Source organism: Amycolatopsis sp. NPDC023774 (genome assembly GCF_040639695.1).
GTDB lineage: Bacteria > Actinomycetota > Actinomycetes > Mycobacteriales > Pseudonocardiaceae > Amycolatopsis.
Map to the genome: position 1 here is coordinate 136369 of NZ_JBFAAJ010000016.1, position 18957 is coordinate 155325.

Here is an 18957-nt window from a genome sequence, read left to right on the forward strand (position 1 = left end):
GGTCCCGGCCAAGGCCAGCCTGGTTCAGGCCAGCAGCTGCCGGGTCAGCCGCAGGGCGCTCCCGGCCAGCAAGGTTCAGGTCAACCGGGTCCAGGTCAACCGGGTCAGCCCGGCTACCCCCCGCCGCCCTACGGCCAGCAGCCCCCGTCACAAAGCCAGACCTACCCGCCTCACCCGCAGTCCCCGCAGTCCCAATCCCGCGCCTATCCCCAGACGCCCGGCTACCCGCCCCAGTCCCCCACGGGCCGGCAACGCCATCCCGCCCGCCCCGGCACCCAGGGCCAGCCCTACCCCGGCTCCCCGTACGCCCCCGGCCGCCCGGCTCCGGAACAGCCCAACCGCGTCGCCGAGCCCGGCTCGAACCCGGCCACCTCCGCGCAGCCCGGTCGCCCGGCCGACCCCGGCGCGAACCAGGGCCCTTCCGCTCAGCCCAACCGCGCAGCTGAGCCAACCGCGACCGGCGCGCAAAATCCGGGCGCCTCCGCCCAATCCAGCCGCACCCCCGACTCCACCGCGGTCCCTTGGAAGCAAGTGCAGCCAGGAACTCACGCACCCGAAAGCTCCGCGCAGCAGACCTCCGACTCCGGAAACCGCAGCAGCGAAGCCACCGACCCGGACCAGCGCACCTTCACCGGCCGCCAGCCCTCCGCCAACCGCGTCGCCGAGCCGAACGCGACCGACACCGACCCGGCCCAGCACCAAGATTTGGCCCAGCACCAAGATCCGGCCCAGCACCAAGACCCGGCCCAGCACCAAGACCCGGCCCGCGCGGAGAACCCCGAAGCCAAGTCAGAAGACCCCACTCGCCCGCCGGGCGATCTGGCTCCGGTCATCCTCCCGCAGTCGCAGCAACCGGTCGCCCCCGTCGACCCGGCCGCGCCGATGCCCACCAGCGTCCTCGCCAACCCGAGCCCCGGCACCCAGAGCATCATGCCGCCGTCGCCGCGCCTCCAGCCGCACGAGTCCCTGCCGGACCCGGGCACGGACAGCGTCGTCGCCGCGAGCAGCAGCGAAGGCCACGGCACCGGCACGCGCAGCGAAGGCGGCTCCCAAGGCAGCGGCACCGGCTCGTTCCCCGGCACCTCCCGGCGCACCGGCTCCCGCACCTCCAGCCGCCGCTCCCGCCGCGGCCGCCTCGGCGCCGGCCTCATCGACGTCCCGCCCGTGCCCTACCGCGACCCCGCGACGGCCGTGCTCGCGAATCCCGTTGTCTCCGAGGAAAAGCGCTTCTGCAGCAACTGCAGCGCGAAAGTCGGCCGCGCCAAGGATGGCAAGCCCGGCACCCCCGAAGGCAAGTGCGACAACTGCGGCACGCCGTTTTCGTTCCTGCCGAAGCTTCAGCCCCACGAGCTCGTCGGTGGCCAGTACGAAGTCCTCGGCGCCCTCGCGTACGGCGGCCTCGGTTGGATCTACCTCGCGCAGGACCACAACGTCTCCGACCGCTGGGTCGTCCTCAAAGGCTTGATCGACACGGGCGACGCGACCGCCATGGCTGCCGCCGCCAACGAGATGCGGTTCCTCGCCGAGGTCGAGCACCCGAACATCGTCAAGATCCACAACTTCGTGCAGCACCCGGACGCGCAGACCGGCACGTCCGTCGGCTACATCGTGATGGAGTACGTCGGCGGTCAGTCGCTGCGGCAGCTCGCCCTGCAGCACCACCGGGAGAGCAAGCGGCCCGAGCCGTTGCCGATCGGGCAGGTGATCGCGTACGGCCTCGAAATCCTCCCCGCCCTCGGCTACCTCCACAGCCAGGGCCTGCTCTACTGCGACCTCAAGCCCGACAACGTCATCCAGACCCACGAGCAGCTCAAGCTGATCGACCTGGGTGCCGTCCGGCGCCTCGATGACTACGAGAGCCCGCTGTTCTTCACCACGGGCTACAGCGCGCCCGAGCTGGCGACGCAGGGCGCGTCGATCTCGAGCGACCTCTACACCGTCGGCCGCACGCTCGCCGTGCTGAGCTTCGAGTTCCAGGGTTACACGACGAAGTTCAAGTCGACGCTGCCCGGCCCCGACGCCGTGCCGCTGTTCGCGCTTTTCGGTTCGTACTACCGCTTCCTCAAGCGCGCGACGCACGTCGACCCCGACCGCCGCTTCCTCGCCGCCGAGGACATGGCCGACCAGCTCACGGGCGTGCTGCGCGAGATCATGGCGCTCGGCACGGGCAAACCGCGGCCCGCCGCGTCGACGGTCTTCGGGCCGGAGAGCCGGACCTTCGGCGTGCACCTCGTGGTCCCCGAAGCCGGCACGAGCGTGCCGCTGCCCGAGCCCGCCGAGGTCGTTGCCGGCCTGCCGATCCCGCAGGTCGACACCGATGACCCCGCGGCCGGCGTCCTCGCGACCACCACCGCCCTCGACCCGCGCGAAGCCATCGAAGCCCTCGCCGGCGCGCCGCGCGAGTCCATCGAGGTCCGCCTGCGCATCGTCCGCGCACGCATTGAGCTCGGCGAGTTCGTGGAAGCCCAGCGCCAGCTGCAGGCGGCCCAGTACCTGGCCATCCGCAACGGTTTTCCGCACGACTGGCGCATCGACTGGTACCGCGGCCTCATCGAGCTCGCCGGCGCCCGCCCGCGCGTCGCGCACGTCGCCTTCGAAGCCGTCTACGACGACCTCCCCGGCGAAATCGCCCCCAAGCTGGCGCTCGCCGTCAGCGCCGAGGGCGTCGGCGACTACTTCGGCGCCGCGCGCTACTACGAGCTCGTCTGGCGCACCGACCGGACCTACGTGAGTGCCGCCTTCGGCCTCGCCCGCGTCTACCTCGCCCAGGGCGCCCGAGCCGGCGCCGTCGAAGTGCTGGAAATGGTCCCCGCCACCTCCACGCACTACATCGACGCCCAGGTCGCCGCCATCAAGATCAAAACCCAGCCCGGCGCCGCCTCGGAGCAGTCCCGCATCTCCGAACAGGACCTCCTCGACGCCTCCGTGCGCCTCGAACGCCTCAACCTCGACGCCGAACGCCGAACCCGCCTGTCCGCCGAAGTCCTCGAAGCCGCGTACGACTGGCTTCGCACCCCGTCCGCGCCTTCTCCGGCTGAGACCTCGAAGGTCCTCGGGTACGCGCTGGAGGAGCGGGACGTGCGGTTCGGCTTGGAGCGTTGTTACCGCACGTTGGCTCGGTTGGCGGGGAGCACGGAGGACCGGATTGCTCTCGTGGACCGGGCGAACTCGATCCGGCCGCGGACGTTCACGTAGGACTCGTTCGCGGTGAGTGCGGACATCGGTGAGGACCGGCGTCCGCGCTCACGAGCCCTGCTCACAGTCTGCGAGCGTTGCTGTTCCCGTACTCCGTCGGGTTCGAAGCCCGGGCCGTTCAGCCGGCCGACGGAGGCGTCACCGGCTTGAGTGGACAGCCGCAGGCCGGCCGCCTCGTCGATCTTGATCGCGCCGTGGAGCCCTCGAACGTGGCCTCGCCCGACCGGCCCACGCCGCGGAAGTCGGCGCTCGCGGCCGAAGCGGAGACGCGGGAGCCGGCGGGCAGCTGCACAGTCACCTCGATCGAGCCCGACGCACCGAGCACCTGGTTCTTCGCCGTGGCCTCGATCCGCAGCACGCGGTCCGTGGTCTGCTCCGCGACCTTCACGTCGCGGGCCTTCGAAGCGTCGACCGTCTCCGAGGCCGTCGCACTTCTCGGCGGCCTGGGCCTGTTGACTAGGGAACACGACGAGCGCCGCCGTGAGCGCTACGTCGCCGACAACGACGTCTGGTACCAGTCCGTCCTCACCAGCGCGAAGCCAGCGCGCAGCTCGCCGAGACCGCGAGGCGGGGGGCGATCCTCAGACGTGACGCCCCGGCCGTCGCGCGCCTGGAGAACAACGCCCGGTTTGTCGATTTCGTCCGCGAGAGCCTCGCCCGCGCCACGGAGCAGGCCCGCGAAATCCTGCACGCGAAACCCGAAGTCAGGGATTGATCTCCCACTCCTGACCGTCCTGCGCGCGCCGCTGCTTCTCCCGCGCGTCGGCCAGCTTCTGCAACGCCGCGGAGTCACCGTGCGTAGTGAAGTGCTCGAACCCGACCGCCACGAACAGGGCGCGCGCCGTCACCGCGACTGGCCCGTCGGGCGCGTCGAGGCGCCCATCAGCGGAAACGTAGATCTTCCGCCCCGCCGTGCCATCCAGGCGGGTCTCGATGTGCAGCGTCGAGCCGACGGGCACGGGCCGGCGGAAGTCCGTCTCGAGCTTGCCGGTCACGGCCGGGCGCCGCAGCAGGTTGCCGACCGCGCTGCCGAGGGCCTCGTCGAACGCGCACGCCAGCAGCCCGCCGTGCGCGAGGCCGGGCGCGCCCTGGTGGGCGGGCGTCACGGTGAACTTCGAGAGCACCGTGTGCCCCTCACCGACGGCCGAACGCAGGCGCAGGCCTGCGTCCACCTCGTCGCCGCAGCCGAAACACTCGTCGAAATGCACGCCGAGCTCGGTGCCGGGAGCGGGGGCCTTCGGGTGCACGGCGGGTGGCTCCACGGACACCGGCGGCCACGGTCCAGAAACACGACTCATGCGCCGACGTTAACGCGGCAGTAGCCGTTCGCGGTACGCGGCCTGACCTGCGGCGCGCGTTTTCCTCAGCGCACAGTAGTCGGAAAATTCCGTACGGTAGAACTTTCCCGGCTCACGCTGCCGATTAATCCCAGCCGGGCAACACTCGGGAAATGAGCTGCATCGGATCTACCGGGTCGCGTACGAGGAGGTCGTCGCGGGGATGAGCGAGGCAACGGCGAAAAAATCGGACGTGGACCAGAGAACCGTCAAACGGGCGGTTCTCGCGTCGGCGATGGGTAACGCCACCGAGTGGTACGACTACGGCGTCTTCACCTCGGGCGCCATTGCCACGAGCATCGGCACGGTCTTCTTCCCCGGCGAGGGCAACGCGGTGCTGAAGTCGCTCGCGCTGGTGGCCGTCGGGTTCATCGTGCGGCCGTTCGGTGGGGCGTTTTTCGGCCCGCTGGGCGACAAGCTGGGTCGGCAGAAGGTCCTCGCGATCACCATTCTGCTGATGTCGGGCTGTACCTTCCTGGTCGGCGTGCTGCCCACGTATGCGGGCCCGTACAGCATGGGCATCGCGGCACCGATCGCGATCTTGTTGCTGCGCTTGATCCAGGGCTTCTCCACTGGCGGTGAATACGGCGGCGCGGCGACGTTCATCGCCGAGTACGCGCCGACGAAACGCCGTGGTTTCTTCGGGTCGTTCCTGGAACTGGGGACTTTGAGCGGTTACGTGCTGGGCAACGTGGTCGTGCTCGCGGTCACGCTTTCCCTGCCGGCCGACCAGGTCGAGGCGTGGGGGTGGCGGATCCCGTTCTTCGTCGCGCTGCCGCTGGGCCTCATCGGTCTGTACCTGCGCTCGAAGCTCGAGGACACGCCGGAGTTCAAGCGGCTCGAGGCTTCCGGCAACAAGCCGAAGAAGGCGCCGCTGAAGGAGACCTTCACCCGCAACTGGCGGATGATCCTGAACTTGATCGGCATCGTGCTGCTGCTGAACATCGCGGACTACATGCTGCTCACGACCATGCCGACGTACTTCACGGATACGTTGAAGATCAACGACAACACGTCCACGTTGATCATCATCGGCGTGGAGCTCGTGCAGGCGGCGATCATCCTGCCGCTGGGCGCTTTGTCCGACCGGATCGGGCGAAAACCATTGCTGATCACCGCCGCGATCGGGTTCTTGGTGCTGAGCTGGCCGAGCATCAAGCTGATGCAGTCGGGCAGCATCCTCTGGCTGATCGTCGGGTTCGGCATCGTCGCGTTCCTGCTGGTGCTGATGCTGGCCGTGATCGGCTCGACGTTCCCGGCGATGTTCCCGACGCGCGTGCGCTACGGCTCGTTCGCGATCGGCTACAACGTCTCGACGTCGCTGTTCGGTGGTACGTGCGGTGTCGTCGTGACGGCCCTGATCCAGGGCACGGGCAACAACGACTGGCCGGCGTATTACCTGATGATCGCCGCCGTGATCGCGCTGGTGCCGATCTTCAAGATCCCGGAGACTTCGCAGGTGCCGATCGAGCAGATCGACACTGCGGACACGGGTGGCAAGCTGGCGGGTGCTACTCGCTGAGTTTCTTGCATCGCGGCCCGTCCCCCTTGTGCCGGGGGACGGGCCGCTCTTGCGTCTTGCTGTGTCTACTGTGGACAGCTTGGGGGCTGCTCCGCTCAGCGAACCTCGGCAACCTCGACCGGGCGAGGAGCAGCGAAACGCTTGCGCGCCCAAGTCGCCAGCCCACCGGCGACCACAACAGCTACTACGGTTTCGATCATGAGTGCGGCGAACACCATTTTTGCTTCCTCCTCGAGTTCTCGGGCCGGCTCGCTCTTCGTTCGACCGGCTGAGCAACGGACCCCGGCGGCCTTCGTCGACCGCCACAGGACACATCGCCACGAGGCGCCCGGATATTTCGCCGAAAACCCACCTCGCCGGGGTGACGTCGGCCACCCTCGTCGTGGGGGCGGTAACTGTGGTCTGAACAGGGGATTCTCGCCTCACTGAGTGAGAGGGCCGAGCCTCCCGCGCGGCGCGATCGGTCCGGCGCGCGGCGTTGAGGTGGTTCGAATGGTCCAGTCGCGTGGTGATCATGGCTCGACCGGTCCGTTCGCACCGGACCGCGGGGCAGGCCCGTTGGCGCTGAGCGCACTGCACGACTGGTCCACTCGCGCGACTGCGGCGGTTGGACTGGTCCACTCGCGGCGGCGGTTGGACTAGTCCAGCCGCGCGGACGTCGGGCGGAACGTCGGTCAGGCGCTCCGCTTCCAGCGGCTGCGGCGGTTCTCGGCGAGGAACGTGCGCAGCACGATCTTGCGCGCGTACGCGTCCAGGCTGTCGTGCCGCGACAGGCGCGGCCACGCGAGGTACAGCTTCAGCAGCGCCGCCTGCGTGAGGTCCTCGGCGCGGTGCCAATCGCCGCACAGCAGGTACGCCGTGGCCCGCAGGCTGTGCGCGCGCTCGTCGAAGTAGCGGGCGAACTCGCCGTCCCACGGCGAGTTCGGCCCGGACACCGGACGGGAGCGGGATCACCTGCGCGATCAGCCCCAGATGTCCGGCAGGTTCAGGTCGCCGGCCGGCCCCACGGGGATCGCCGTGGGCACGCGCCCGCCGCTCGGCGCCTTCACGCCCGGAGCCTGCGCGGGCATGCGCGTCGGGACCGCGGTCGGAGGCGCCACCTCGGTCGGACGCTGCGTCGGCAACGTCGGCCGCGCCGTCGCCGTCGGCGGCGCCTGGACGGGCGTGGTCGGCTGTGCCGTCGGCGGCGACGGCTGCGCGAACGCCACCGCCCCACCCGTCCGGGCACCCCCGGCCAACAGCAACGCACCGACAGTCAACGCGAAACGAATACGCAAAACAGCTCCTCAGCTCACCCGCACCCCGGTCGGCGGCGCCTCTTCTGCCCTAGTCATGCCGCCGGGGCCGCGCCGGGTTGCCTCGAGTTCGCCAAGTTCTTTCCGCGCCCCCGCCGGTGTCCGCGCCCGGCCCGCCACCTCTTAAACGCCCAGCGCCCTCGCCGACGCCCGGCCAAGTCGGACGCCGCGCTGCCCGCCGACCGCTGCTGTCGCGCCGGGCCGCGTGGTTGACCGCGGCCGGGCATCGATGTGTGGCCAAGCCGGGCGCCTGCCCTGCCCATGGGGACCTTCTGTCCGGCTGGGCACCGTGGTCGACCGCGCCCTCACCGAAGCCCGGCCAAGTCGGACGCCGCGCTGCCCGCCGACCGCTGCTGTCGCGCCGGGCCGCGTGGTTGACCGCGGCCGGGCATCGACGTGCGGCCAAGCTCGGCACCCGCCCTGCCACTGGCACCCCTGCCCCGGCAAGCACCGCAAACGACAGCGCCCCAACACCGACCGCCCGCGAACTCGCCCGCAGGCCCCGTCCCCACGCCAGGGCACAAAGCCCGGAGACCACACCCTGACCGCAAACGCTTGCACGCCCCGACACCCCCGACCACCCCCACGACAAACGGCCGGAGGCACCAACCCCCGGCCGCTCATCACACAAAAAGAAAACTCACACCGCGGACAACTTGCTCCACGAAGCCCAGTCATAGGTCCAGTCGCTGTAGTCGCCGTCCTTCGACGTGAGCGTCTGGGTGCTGCCGGTGATCTCGACCGGGTCACCCGGCAGGACGCTGTCGTAGTAAATCTTCGCGTTCGCCGGGGACAGGTTGAGGCAGCCGTGCGAGATGTTCTTCTTGCCCTGCGCCCAGACGGAGCCCGCTAGGCCGTGGATGAACTCGCCGTTGTTGGAGATGCGGACGGCCCACGGGACGTTCACGTCGGTGTAGCCGTAGCGCGGGTTGCTCATCGAGTACGTCGCGTGCTTCGACATCACCACGTGCACGCCGCTGTGGGTGACGCGGCCCGGGTCGGAGTCGAGGCCGTAACTGACCGGGAAGTCCATCACCTGCTTGCCGTCGCGGATGACCTGCATGCGGTGCTGCGTGGTGTTGCCCTTGACGATCTGCGAGCGCCCGATCTTGAAGCTCGCGGAGACGTCCTGGCGCCCGTACGTGCCGTTGCCCATGGGAACGCCGTAGATGTTGGCGTTGACCTTCACCTCGGTGCCCGGCGCGAAGTACTCCTTCGGCCGCCAGTGCACGGAGGTGTCGCCGTTGAGCCAGGCCCACGAGCCCTCGGTCTTCGGCGTGGTCTCCACCGACAGCGCCTTCTCCACCGACGCCTTGTCCTTCACGGCGCTCGGGAACGTCAGGGCGATCGGCATCGCGATGCCGTACGTCTGGCCGTCGCCGACGTTCAGGCTGCCTGCCATCTGCCGGCGCGGCTTCACCGTTGTGAAGGCGCCGCTGATCTGCACCGGCTTGCCGTCGCTGCCGGTCGCCTGGCCGGACCACGTGTACGTCTTGCTGTAGCCGAGGTCCTCGGTCGTGCTCCAGCTCTTCTTGTCGGCGGACGGCTGGCCCAGCACCTGCTTGCCGTCCGGGTTCGTGAGCGTGACGGAGTCGAGCGTGCCGTCCGCGACGGTCACCTTCACCGGATCACCCGGCGCCACGTCCTTGGCGTTCGCCGCGGGTGCGAGCGTGATGCTGGCCGGCTTGGCGACCGGCGCGGCCTTCGTCGGGCCCCCGCCCGCGCTGCCGCTGGCGCTCACAGTGGCCGGATCGCTGCTGCACGCACCGAGCGTGAGCGCGGCGACGACCCCCAGAACCGCGATGCCCGCTCTCCGGCGCGCCTGCAGTCCGATAGCGATGTGTCGGATGGTCACACCGATCCCCAATCTCCCCTGGACAACCCCAACCACCCAGACGTCCCGAACAGCCCGAACGTTGATCGAGTGAATTGTGACCAATGTCACATCAACCTTCGGGATGCTCACGGAGGGGTTCCAGGTGACTCCAGGAAGTGCACGGTGATGTCCGGCGCGGCCCCGCTCGATCAGCGTAACCGGCACTCCCGACAGCGCTGCGTAGGCGGCGATACGACGTTCCGGTGACGTGCGAGTCTGTGAACCGATCCGCGAGATCACAGGCTTCAGATTTGGCCAGATCCCGGTAGGCTGCTGAGCAGGCCGTCGTTTTGCGTGTTCGTGGCTTCACACTCGCGGAACTTCTGACGCGAGCCGTGGGGCCCGACAGCTCTTCGCTCGACTCGTTGGAACCGCCCGGGACGGCCGGGGTGCCGCTTCGGTGGCATTCGAAGCGGATCTGTTACGAGGAGTACAGCGGTGGCGCAAGGCACTGTGAAGTGGTTCAACGCGGAGAAGGGCTTCGGCTTCATCGCGCAGGACGGCGGTGAGGGTGACGTGTTCGTGCACTACTCGGAGATCGACGGGCGCGGCTTCCGCACCCTCGAAGAGAACCAGCGAGTGGAGTTCGAGGTTGGCCAGGGCCAGAAGGGCCCGCAGGCCCAGAAGGTCCGCCCGATCTGAGACAGGCCCAACGCGTTTTCTCAGGCCTGAGTAAGGAACTCCCGGCGAGTCACTCGCCGGGAGTTCCTTTTTGAGTGCGAATTGTCGTTGTGTGACACCGTTTTGTTGACACAGCGTGGTATCGCTGACGCAGTGTGACTTCCGGTCACGGAAAAGCCCCCGGCGCTGGTGCGCCGGGGGCTTTCTCGTCTGCGTTGTTGCGCTTCGGTCAGCGGGGGAGAAGCGGCTCGTCGAAGGAACCCTGGGGGATGCTGAACTCGTCGGTCATGGCGTCGGAGTGCCGGCGCTCCTGCGCCGACGCGGCCTGGCCCTCCCAGGAGAGGCGTTCCAGGATCCACTCCATCGCCAGCGCCTGCGGGGAGATGTCGCGCTCGTTGGCGATCTCCTTGAGCTGCTGGCTCGCGATGAGGTTCATGCGCAGCTGGTAGACCTGCGCTTCGCCGAAGCGCTTGCCGGTCCCCGTGCTTTCGGGATCGGAGTCCGGAGCGAGAGCCGCGAGGTAGCTGGTGAGCTCCTTGTCCTCGACGACTTCTTCGCCCGCCGGCTTGGCGGCGTTGCGGTGCCGTCCGGACGAGACGGCCTTGAGGTTCGTACGGCTGCCGAGACGGCCGAGTGAGGGAAGAGGCACCCGGACACGATAACGGTTGGGTCTCGGCAAACAAACGACTGTGAGACACGACACAAGCAAGTCAGTCCCTCATTGAGCCTATTCGATCACCTGATCAGCCCAGCGGGTAAACGCTGTTCAATACCGTCCGTGGATGTGCCGTTCACGCGTTGCGCAAGGCAGGTTTCGGGAGGTCAGCGCGCAAAAGTGCGGAAATGGAGAGACCCCCGCGCCAGGGGGAGGAACGCGGGGGTCGGAGGGGATCTCCACAGGCGCTGACCGGGGGTGTGTCAGCACCATCGATTGTTGCACGAGTTCCGGGCTTGGGCGAGTGGAACCCGTGAGAAATCCACACTCCGGCTCACATTCACGATCTTGTGAATGTGTTCGACGATTGCGCAGGGTTGTGCGGAGAGTGTTCCCAGGTTCACTCTCCGGGGGGCTGCCTGTGGCGCTTCGCGCTGGCTAGCCTCGCGGCCAGTTGTTCAGAACCGGGCGGAGGGGCCATGAGCGGGTCTGTGGAAGTTCGACAGTTCCTCCTTCGGTACGAAGGTGCCGATGGCGGAAGCACGTCGCTGACCGGCGGCGGCGTGCCGGCACAACGCGGGGCCACCGACGGCCAACGCGTCTCCGACGACCAAGTGCGGCGCGCCCGCCTGGCCGTGGCCAACGGCGCACTGGGGGTCGAGGACTGCGCCCAGCTGTTGGAGATGTTGGGCCTCGATCTCGACGAGGGTGGACAGGCGCCGGTTCAGCGCTGAGGTCCGCCGCCGGTTGTGGTTGGCGTCGCTCGGCGGGTCGGTGCGGGCTGTCGTGTGACTTGTTGACGGTTCTCGAGGTGTCTTGGTGTCCTGGTCCAGGTTGATCGCTTCGCTTGCTTCGGGGCTTGATCGACGCCCCGCGGCGCCGACGGCCGCGTCGATCGCCTCGTCAGCGCGTAGGGGCGCTGTTCTTGCAGGTCACGAGGTTGCCGGAGAGTTAGTCACCCCCCGGTGTAAGGCGGTGGGGGCGTGCCCTATGCTTGTAATCGCTCCCGGGGGAACCTGAGAGCGCGGTCGGTCGGTTCGCCGAAACCGGCTGGGCTCCCATCGTTCAGTGGCCTAGGACTCCGCCCTTTCAAGGCGGCAACGCGGGTTCGAATCCCGTTGGGAGTACGCAGTACCAGTAAGGCCCTGTGGCGCAGTTGGTTAGCGCGTCGCCCTGTCACGGCGAAGGTCGCGGGTTCGAGTCCCGTCAGGGTCGCAAGATCGTTCGGCTCCTAGCCGGCGTTCCCGGCCAGGTAGCTCAGTTGGTACGAGCGTCCGCCTGAAAAGCGGAAGGTCGCCGGTTCGACCCCGGCCCTGGCCACGCTCGAAGAAGCCGTCTTGACCCAGGTCAAGGCGGCTTTCTTGTGTCCCGAGCTGATCTTGGCCGTGGCCGTTGTTGACCTTGGTTGACCGCCGTTGGCCGTCGCTAGTTGCACGTGGGTTGCACGGCCCCTCGGACACGTTCTCATGTTTAACCCCCTGGAGAGGTGATCTCCTCGCGGCGCGGGTTCGTCCCTGCCAGACCGGGCGGCGCCGGTCAAGGGTTTGCCGGAGGCCGCGTAGCGCCCTTGATCGGCGGTGCGCGGTCTGGGAGCCCTCGGGCGCGCCGTGAGGTGGTCACCGGAGGTGTTCCCCTTGATCTCTGAAGCGGTGCCGGGGTTCGGGGCGGAGCCCCGGGTGGGGAGGAAGGCGCCAGACCGGCAGGATGAGGCGATGCCGGATCTGCTGTGGGACGAGGTTAGAAGTCTTTTTGATCCCCACTTGATGGGTGCTCTTCCCGATGTGTCGGTGGTCGGTGCGTCGGCCGAGGACTGGCAGGCCGTGTTTGATCTCGTGCGTTCGCGCGAGTGGGCGTGGGAGTACCGGGTGGGCGACGTGGTCACGGCGTTGCCGACAGCGGTCGAAGCGTTGGGGCGTCCCGCTGAGGCCGAACTGGCAGAGCTGCGGGTGTGGCTCTCTGCGGGTGTGTTGGCGATCTTCCGGCTGTACTCGCCGAGTGAGATCGACTTCGACATCGACTTGCGGGAGTTGCAGGGCCAGCACGGTGTGGACGTTTTGTGCGATCTTCTTCGCGCGATTGGCAAGAGGCTCGGGAAGCCGGTGCTGCTGAGGGCGGAAGGCGACTCGGGGCACCCGGTCCTTGGGTTCGATCCCAGCGCGGACCGTGTCGTTCTCATGGCCGACCGGGAGCCGCCGGGCCATCCCTGATGGAGCGGATGCCGAATGGCGTTGATGGTCAGGGTGTCGCGACGCGGGCCGGGGCCGCCGGCCGGAGCGGAGCGGCAGGCCGAGCGGTCCCCGGTGGCGCGCTTGCGCGCCGCTCTTGATCCCATAGAGCCAAATTCGGCAGTGATGTAACACGCGACAGCGTTGCGAACGATCTTTAGCGCATGACGGCAGCAGTTGGCCCGGAGGACGCGAAGCCTTCGAAGGACGCCTCTAAGGAAGTCGAGACCAAGCCAGAGGTAGAGACTGAGGACTCCACTGGTGAATCGCGAGACTCTGCAGGTGAGAATGACAGCTCATCCGGCTGGCTGCCGACTACGCGCCGTGTAATAGCCGGAATTTTGACTCTTGCGTCTGTCGTCGTGACAATTGCCAGTTACTGGTGGCAGCCGTTGACCATCTGTCGATCGGTAAACGGTGGCTCTAATTTTGTTGCGGCATCAAATTGTAATCCTTGGACGCCGCAAGACCTGCTCCCAGTTCTTGTTGTGGTGGCACTGCTTCTTGCGCCTGACTTTACCGAGTTGAACATCTTCAACGTGATCAGCATGAAGCGCGAGATCAAGGCTGCTAAAGCTGAGGGAGATGCCTTGCGAGCACGTCAAGAGGCTCTGGAGTTTCAGCTCTCAACGCAGATCAACCAAGTCTCAAGCCAGCAAGTCGAAAATCATAATCATTTCTATCCATCCGAACCTGCGTCAAAACTGCCTGAAGCTATCCGAGAAAAGCTTCATGATGACCAGGTTTCAGGGCATCCTGCCGCGCCTGTTTTCGAAGGTGACGAACGAAGTCCTGGAAGACAAGTGAAAAGAGATCGCGGAGATGGCTCTCAAGGTTCTCCCCGTGTTGTTCTGCCCTCCGCCGATGTCACCAAGGAAAACGCGGACGACGCTCCCTATGAAGCAGTTGCTCTGGCACTCATAGATGAGTGGGAGGCGCTGTCGAGGTTCATGGGTCCGCGCTCCGCTAAGGCGGGAAGCGACAGTGAAAGTCAGAAACGACGAAGGTTTGAGATGCTATTTAAGGACGAATTCGATATTGTAAGGTCTGTGAGAAATAACATTGCTCACGGGAAACGGGTTTCCCGTGAGGACCTGGTGGGGGCTTATAAGGCGGCTCTGGAGCTCGAAAGGATCGCAAACGGCGCATAGGTTGCCTCTTGGGCCCCTGGAAGGGCTGAGTATCCAGGTGTCCTGGCGTCACACGTTCGGGCGGTCGCGCGAACCTAATTTTGAGCGTTAACTGGGCTGCGGCAGTGTTGACGCTGAGAGGAAGTGCCGCGATGTCGTTGACGGTCCCGGAAGAATTGGTCAGGAAGGCTCAGGCGGGAGCCATGACCGATGACGAATTCCTGGCCTGCGTTCAGAGCTCCCTCCCCTACGCCTGGTCGGTGGTCGAGCGCCTGGTCAAGCAGTACGAGAGCGGGGTGACGGCCGCCGAAGACGGGGCTGTGCCGCCGGACGATAAGGCGTGGGGTGAGCTGCTGCGCTTCGCTGCCAGCGACTCGATGCGCGGGGCCGTTGAGCGGAAGTACGGCGTCCGGCTGGCTTTCCAGAACTGCTGCAAGACGGGCCTCTTCGCCCCGTCGGCGGTCAAGGAGTACGAGGAGTTCGTCTCGCCGCGTGCGCAGATCCTCAACCAGAAACCTGAACTCATCAACTGCTAGGCATACGACAAGCGCCCGTCGCGGAACCATCGCGGCGGGCGCTTTCGCGTTTCCATGCTCTTATTGCAATGGGTCTACCCTGAGCACGTATTCAAGCTCGAACCTATGTGCGTCCAACAATATGTCGGCGGTTTCGACGGGCGTCTCATTCGAGTACGTGGTCCGCACGATGATCACCACCGGCGTGCCCTTGCGAAGCTGTAGCGCTTCGGTCTCCGACGGCCGTGGCATTCGAGACCGAAGGCGCTCGACGACTCGGGTCGGACGCATGTCGATCGCAGTGAACCTGTCGACCAGGCCGGCCGTCATCATCACGCCTTCCTCTGGGCGCTCGATCACCGTGCCCTTGGTGATCTCCATCGGCTCGTACGAGTGCGTGAGCATCATCGGCTCGTCGTTCGCGTAGTGAACTCGGCGAAGCGTGACGGGGCGATCGCGGTCAACCCGTGTCAGATCCCCGGTGCGGGCTCGGACAAGGCGAAGGAACGGGGGATCGCCACGCCCAAGCAGGTCGCGGAGGTCGTCGAGGCGATCACTCCGCGATACCGGGCGGCCGTGCTCCTGGCGGCCTGGTGCGGTCTTCGGCGCGGGGAAGTGTGTGGGCTGCGAACGGAGGATGTCGACCTGGCCGATCACGTCGTATGGGTGCGGAAGAACCGCGTGGAGCTTCTGGAGAGCCCAAAGAAGTACGACAAGGACCCCAAGACGGATGCGGGTCGTCGGCCGGTGTCGGTTCCCCCGCACGTCATGCCGTACCTCCGGGAGCACATGAAGGATTGGGCCGGTCGTGAGCGATTCTTCGTCGGCAAGGATGGCCGGCCGATGAACGGCAACGCGGTCTACCAGGCGTTCGTCCGGGCTCGGGTGAAGGCCGGCATCGGGATCAGCTTTCACGACCTGCGGCACACCGGGCAGACCCTCGCGGCGAGTGCGGGCGCGACGTTGGCCGACTTGAAGAAGCGGCTCGGGCACGCGTCGGCCGCTGCCTCGCTGCGGTACCTCCACGCGGTCGAAGGGAGGGACCGGGAGGTGGCCGACGAACTGAGCAAACTCGCCGCACGTGGGGATGCCGCCAAGCTGCCCAGGTCGATCGTCGTTAAGCACTGAGAGGACGACGACGATCCGGTCGTCATCCTCGTGGATGATCTTTCCTAGCGCCCGCTGCGAGATCAGCTTGTCGCACCGGGCTTGGAGGACATCGTTTCGTGGTAGTTGGCAGCGCGAGTGCCGCGGCAGGAGAGCGAGCTGGTGGTGCACCTGATGCGGCGGAGGTTGTAGCAGCCGGCTCGGCATGGCCGATACTGGTAGTCAACGGTCCGGGCTAGACGAGGGGTTCAGCGTGATCGAGTCGGTGGAGCTGATAATGGCGGCGTTGGCCGCCGGTGCTGCGGCGGGGGCGAAGGAGACAGCGTCGACGGCGGTGAAGGACGTCTACGCGGGGGTGAAGACGTTGACCCTGCGGGCGCTGCGCCGCACGGAGCCGGTGCAGTCTGCGGTTGTGCAGATGATTGAGTCTGACGCGGTCGCAACGATTGACGACGAGAGTGGTGCCGCGCATCGGCGGGAGCTCACCGCTGCACTAACCGCAGCGGGGGCCGGGGCGAATGAGGAGCTGGTTGCGGCGGCACTCAAGGTTCTGCAGCTGACCGACCCCGATGGAAGCAAAGCAGGCAAGTACCAGGTGATGCTGCACGGCAACAAAGGCGTACAGGTGGGTGACCACAACACGCAGACCAACACCTTCAGCTAAGTTGGCTGCCGATGCCTACAGGCCCAGTCTCCCCGCAATCCGACCCATCCCGGTCTTCGGGTTCGGTGCCGCCTGCATACGAGATTCGCAGTAGCCAAGGTGTGCAAGTAGGCGACTACAACACCCAGTACAACAATGTGTTGCGAGCCCCATTGCCCGCGATGGAGACAGTGCCCGCGCTGCCGGGTCTATCTCAGCTCCCTCCCGAGACGGGGCTGTTCGTGGGGCGATCCGGCGAGTTGGAGCAGCTTGAGAAGGCTTTGAGCGTTTCCGGGCGGGCAGCGGTGGTCGCGGTTCACGGTCTGGGTGGGGTGGGTAAGAGCACGCTCGCGGCCCAGTTCGCCCACCTCAACGCTGCTCGGTTCGAGTTTCGATGGTGGGTTACTGCGGACTCCCCGGCTGCCATCGACGGCGGTTTGGCCGAACTTGCAGTGGCTCTCTTGCCTGCCGTCATAGACCTTCCGGTAGAAGAGCGCATTGCCCTGGGGGTGCGGTGGCTGGCCACACACGACAAGTGGCTGTTGGTACTGGACAATCTCACCGCTCCCACCCACGCTGCCCCTCTGCTGGAACGAGTGCGCTCCGGCACCATCATCATCACCAGTCGACAGAGCACCGGCTGGCGAGACCTGACAGCGGTTCCACTCGATGTGTTGGCTCCAGGCGAGGCTCTCGGTCTACTTGAGCGAATCGTTCAGGTCGAATGGCCCGAAGCGAATCTGGCCGAGGGGGAGCGGCTGTGCGCGGAGCTGGGGTGGTTGCCATTGGCGGTAGAGCAAGCTGCCGCCTACATCGCACAGACGCGAATCACCCCGGCTCGCTATCTTGACCTTCTGGCACAGTTGCCGGCGCGGATGTTCACCGCGACCGCCGAGGGCGGCGACGCGCAACGAACGATAGGCCGGGTCTGGCGAGTCACCCTAGATCACCTGGTCAGCACTCCCTCAGCAGGACAACTACTTCGGGTCCTAGCGTGGTACGCATCCGACGAGATCCCGCGTGGGCTCCTGGACGACATCTTCACTGAGCCTGACCTGCTGGACGCTGTTGGCAGATTGGCTGCCTACAGCATGATCAACCTCACCGCCGACACGATCGGCGTACATCGCCTGGTGCAGGCTGTGACTCGCACCCCTGATGATGCTGACCCCCATCGGCACCCTGAAGACATTGCCGCCGCCTGCGTCGTTGCTACCACTGCTCTCAACGACGCCGTTGACGAACTTGATCACCGCACTCCATCTTCTTGGCCAGGCTATCGGGCGATCCAGCCCCATGCCCGTGCCTTGTTCGACCGCACCGCCCCCGACGTCGACACAGAGGACATGAGCGTTCTCCTGATCAAAATGGGGGTCTATCTCGACAGTCAGGGCGATACGGCCTCCGCCATCGCCTACCTCACCCGCGCCGCTCAAGGATCTGAGCGTCGTCATGACTCAGATCAATCGACAACGCTGGGCGCATTCACAAATTTGGCTAATGCTTATTTGGCGGCGGGCGACCTTGATCGGGCGATCCCGTTGATCGAATCGACTCTTGCCAAGACTCTTATCGAGTATGGGTCTGACGACAGGAGCACACAGGTATTACGGAACAACCTGGCCAACGCCTACAAATCAGCGGGGGATCTTGAGCGCGCGATACCGCTCCTGGAGGCCGCCGTTGCTGACCGCGAACGACTATGGGGACTCGATCACCCAGACACATTGGTAGCGAGGAATAATCTCGCGAATGCCTACCGTGACGCTAGGGATTTTTCGCGTGCAATCGAATTGCATGCGTCTGTGGTGGCCGATCGAACTAGAGTGCTAGGCGCTGACCATCCGGCCACTCTTAACTCGCGGCACAATCTGGCGCACGGATACCTGGGAATTGGCGATGCAGAGAAGGCGAAGGCACTCTATATTCCAATTGTCTCTGACCGAATCAGGGTGTTGGGCCCGGACCATAGGGACACGCTTGGCTCGCAGCACAACTTGGCGAATACTTTCAGGTTAGAAGGCGACTTTATGCGGGCGATCCGTCTGCACAAGTCCGTTCTTAGTCGTTACATCGAGACGCTGGGAGCTGACCATCCCGATGCTCTCAATGCGCGGGTAAGTATTGCGAACACTTACCGTAGTGCGGGCAATCTGGCGCAGGCTATTCGTTGGTACGAGTCCGCCGCTGCAGAACATGTCAGAGTTTTAGGTGACGATCATCTGGACGCACTTAGGTCGCAGGTGAGCCTGGCTGACGCCTATAAAGAAAAGGGCAATTTAGAACGAGCAATCCAGCTCTATGAATCAATTAGTAAGAAGATCGGCTCTGTTCTGGGTTTAGTTCATCCTGAAACGGTTTACGCCCGAAGTGGCCTTGTTGCAGCCTGTGCCTCGATGGGCGACTTGAAGCGGGGTGTCACGCTTTCAGAAGCCATCGTGGCAGACTGTGCACGGTTACTCGGGGCAACCCATGTCCGTACCTTGACTACACAAAATAACCTCGCCACCGCGTATGCAACAATCGGCGACCGAAAGCGGGCGATTGCATTGCTGAAGTCTGTCGATGCAGACTGCTCGCGAGTGCTGGGGTCAGGCCATCCCACTACAACTGACGTCCGCAAAAACCTAGAGGCAGTCCTGAAGGCTGATCCGCGTACCGCCCCGTCGCCACCTGCACTCAAATCGAGGCACCTGGCGTGATGTTGCACGGAGGTTGCACGTGGCGGCAGTGCAACCCCAGTGACCTGCGGAAACGTCTGCGCCTGAAAAGCGGAAGGTCGCCGGTTCGACCCCGGCCCTGGCCACCGCTCGAAGAAGCCGTCTTGACTCAGGTC

Annotated in this window: 16 protein-coding genes, 3 tRNA genes and 1 pseudogene; 13 read left to right on the plus strand and 7 right to left on the minus strand. The window is 66.0% G+C overall.

Annotated features, from left to right (window positions below; genetic code table 11):
* Positions 1-882: 882 nt before the first annotated feature.
* The gene (locus tag AB0F91_RS28725; protein WP_360602428.1) at positions 883-3195 is read left to right on the plus strand and encodes a tetratricopeptide repeat protein; all 2313 of its coding nucleotides are present in this window, start codon (positions 883-885) and stop codon (positions 3193-3195) included.
* 118 nt (positions 3196-3313) lie between these two features.
* On the opposite strand, the gene AB0F91_RS28730 is transcribed toward AB0F91_RS28725, so the two are convergent.
* Complete coding sequence (locus tag AB0F91_RS28730) at positions 3314-3583, minus strand: hypothetical protein (RefSeq protein ID WP_360602336.1); 270 nt, start codon at positions 3581-3583, stop codon at positions 3314-3316.
* Between the two features lie 316 nt (positions 3584-3899).
* A complete protein-coding gene (locus tag AB0F91_RS28735; RefSeq protein WP_360602338.1) occupies positions 3900-4493 on the minus strand; it encodes a PaaI family thioesterase in 594 nt (197 codons plus the stop codon).
* A gap of 202 nt (positions 4494-4695) precedes the next feature.
* Here AB0F91_RS28735 and AB0F91_RS28740 point away from each other — a divergent pair, with 202 nt between their 5' ends.
* Positions 4696-6054 carry an MFS transporter gene (locus AB0F91_RS28740; RefSeq protein WP_360602340.1) on the plus strand — a complete coding sequence of 453 codons (1359 nt, stop codon included), beginning with the start codon at positions 4696-4698 and terminating at the stop codon, positions 6052-6054.
* Between the two features lie 654 nt (positions 6055-6708).
* Here the strand turns inward: AB0F91_RS28740 and AB0F91_RS28745 are convergent.
* The 3 genes and pseudogenes from AB0F91_RS28745 to AB0F91_RS28755 form a co-directional block, all read right to left on the minus strand.
* A pseudogene (locus AB0F91_RS28745) lies at positions 6709-6989 on the minus strand (sigma factor); the annotation flags it as partial.
* 27 nt (positions 6990-7016) lie between these two features.
* Positions 7017-7331 carry a hypothetical protein gene (locus AB0F91_RS28750; RefSeq protein ID WP_360602342.1) on the minus strand — a complete coding sequence of 105 codons (315 nt, stop codon included), beginning with the start codon at positions 7329-7331 and terminating at the stop codon, positions 7017-7019.
* A gap of 658 nt (positions 7332-7989) precedes the next feature.
* Positions 7990-9198: an Ig-like domain-containing protein gene (locus AB0F91_RS28755; protein WP_360602430.1), complete on the minus strand. Its 1209-nt coding sequence runs from the start codon at positions 9196-9198 to the stop codon at positions 7990-7992.
* A gap of 465 nt (positions 9199-9663) precedes the next feature.
* On the opposite strand from AB0F91_RS28755, the gene AB0F91_RS28760 reads away from it, so the two are divergent.
* Positions 9664-9867, plus strand: a complete 204-nt coding sequence (locus AB0F91_RS28760) for a cold-shock protein (protein WP_020669570.1) — start codon at positions 9664-9666, stop codon at positions 9865-9867.
* A gap of 208 nt (positions 9868-10075) precedes the next feature.
* On the opposite strand, the gene AB0F91_RS28765 is transcribed toward AB0F91_RS28760, so the two are convergent.
* Positions 10076-10495, minus strand: a complete 420-nt coding sequence (locus tag AB0F91_RS28765) for a hypothetical protein (RefSeq protein WP_360602344.1) — start codon at positions 10493-10495, stop codon at positions 10076-10078.
* A gap of 485 nt (positions 10496-10980) precedes the next feature.
* On the opposite strand from AB0F91_RS28765, the gene AB0F91_RS28770 reads away from it, so the two are divergent.
* The 7 genes from AB0F91_RS28770 (at position 10981) to AB0F91_RS28800 (ending at position 14392) form a co-directional block, all read left to right on the plus strand.
* The gene (locus tag AB0F91_RS28770; protein ID WP_360602346.1) at positions 10981-11235 is read left to right on the plus strand and encodes a hypothetical protein; all 255 of its coding nucleotides are present in this window, start codon (positions 10981-10983) and stop codon (positions 11233-11235) included.
* Between the two features lie 320 nt (positions 11236-11555).
* A tRNA-Glu gene (locus AB0F91_RS28775) sits at positions 11556-11628 on the plus strand.
* Positions 11629-11642: 14 nt separating this feature from the next.
* Positions 11643-11716 (plus strand) — tRNA-Asp (locus AB0F91_RS28780).
* A 31-nt stretch (positions 11717-11747) separates the two neighbouring features.
* Positions 11748-11821 (plus strand) — tRNA-Phe (locus tag AB0F91_RS28785).
* 392 nt (positions 11822-12213) lie between these two features.
* Complete coding sequence (locus AB0F91_RS28790; protein WP_360602348.1) at positions 12214-12708, plus strand: hypothetical protein; 495 nt, start codon at positions 12214-12216, stop codon at positions 12706-12708.
* Between the two features lie 182 nt (positions 12709-12890).
* Positions 12891-13877, plus strand: a complete 987-nt coding sequence (locus AB0F91_RS28795; RefSeq protein ID WP_360602350.1) for a hypothetical protein — start codon at positions 12891-12893, stop codon at positions 13875-13877.
* 131 nt (positions 13878-14008) lie between these two features.
* Positions 14009-14392 carry an SCO5389 family protein gene (locus AB0F91_RS28800; RefSeq protein WP_360602351.1) on the plus strand — a complete coding sequence of 128 codons (384 nt, stop codon included), beginning with the start codon at positions 14009-14011 and terminating at the stop codon, positions 14390-14392.
* Between the two features lie 60 nt (positions 14393-14452).
* On the opposite strand, the gene AB0F91_RS28805 is transcribed toward AB0F91_RS28800, so the two are convergent.
* Positions 14453-15028 carry a UTRA domain-containing protein gene (locus tag AB0F91_RS28805; RefSeq protein ID WP_360602353.1) on the minus strand — a complete coding sequence of 192 codons (576 nt, stop codon included), beginning with the start codon at positions 15026-15028 and terminating at the stop codon, positions 14453-14455.
* On the opposite strand from AB0F91_RS28805, the gene AB0F91_RS28810 reads away from it, so the two are divergent.
* The 3 genes from AB0F91_RS28810 to fxsT all read left to right on the plus strand — a co-directional run bounded on the left by AB0F91_RS28810 (position 14948) and on the right by fxsT (position 18823).
* Positions 14948-15499, plus strand: a complete 552-nt coding sequence (locus AB0F91_RS28810; protein WP_360602355.1) for a site-specific integrase — start codon at positions 14948-14950, stop codon at positions 15497-15499. The genes AB0F91_RS28805 and AB0F91_RS28810 overlap by 81 nt on opposite strands.
* 232 nt (positions 15500-15731) lie before the next feature.
* On the plus strand, positions 15732-16142 hold the full coding sequence (locus AB0F91_RS28815; RefSeq protein WP_360602357.1) for a hypothetical protein: 411 nt from the start codon (positions 15732-15734) through the stop codon (positions 16140-16142).
* Positions 16143-16243: 101 nt separating this feature from the next.
* Complete coding sequence (gene fxsT / locus AB0F91_RS28820) at positions 16244-18823, plus strand: FxSxx-COOH system tetratricopeptide repeat protein (RefSeq protein ID WP_360602359.1); 2580 nt, start codon at positions 16244-16246, stop codon at positions 18821-18823.
* Positions 18824-18957: the final 134 nt, after the last annotated feature.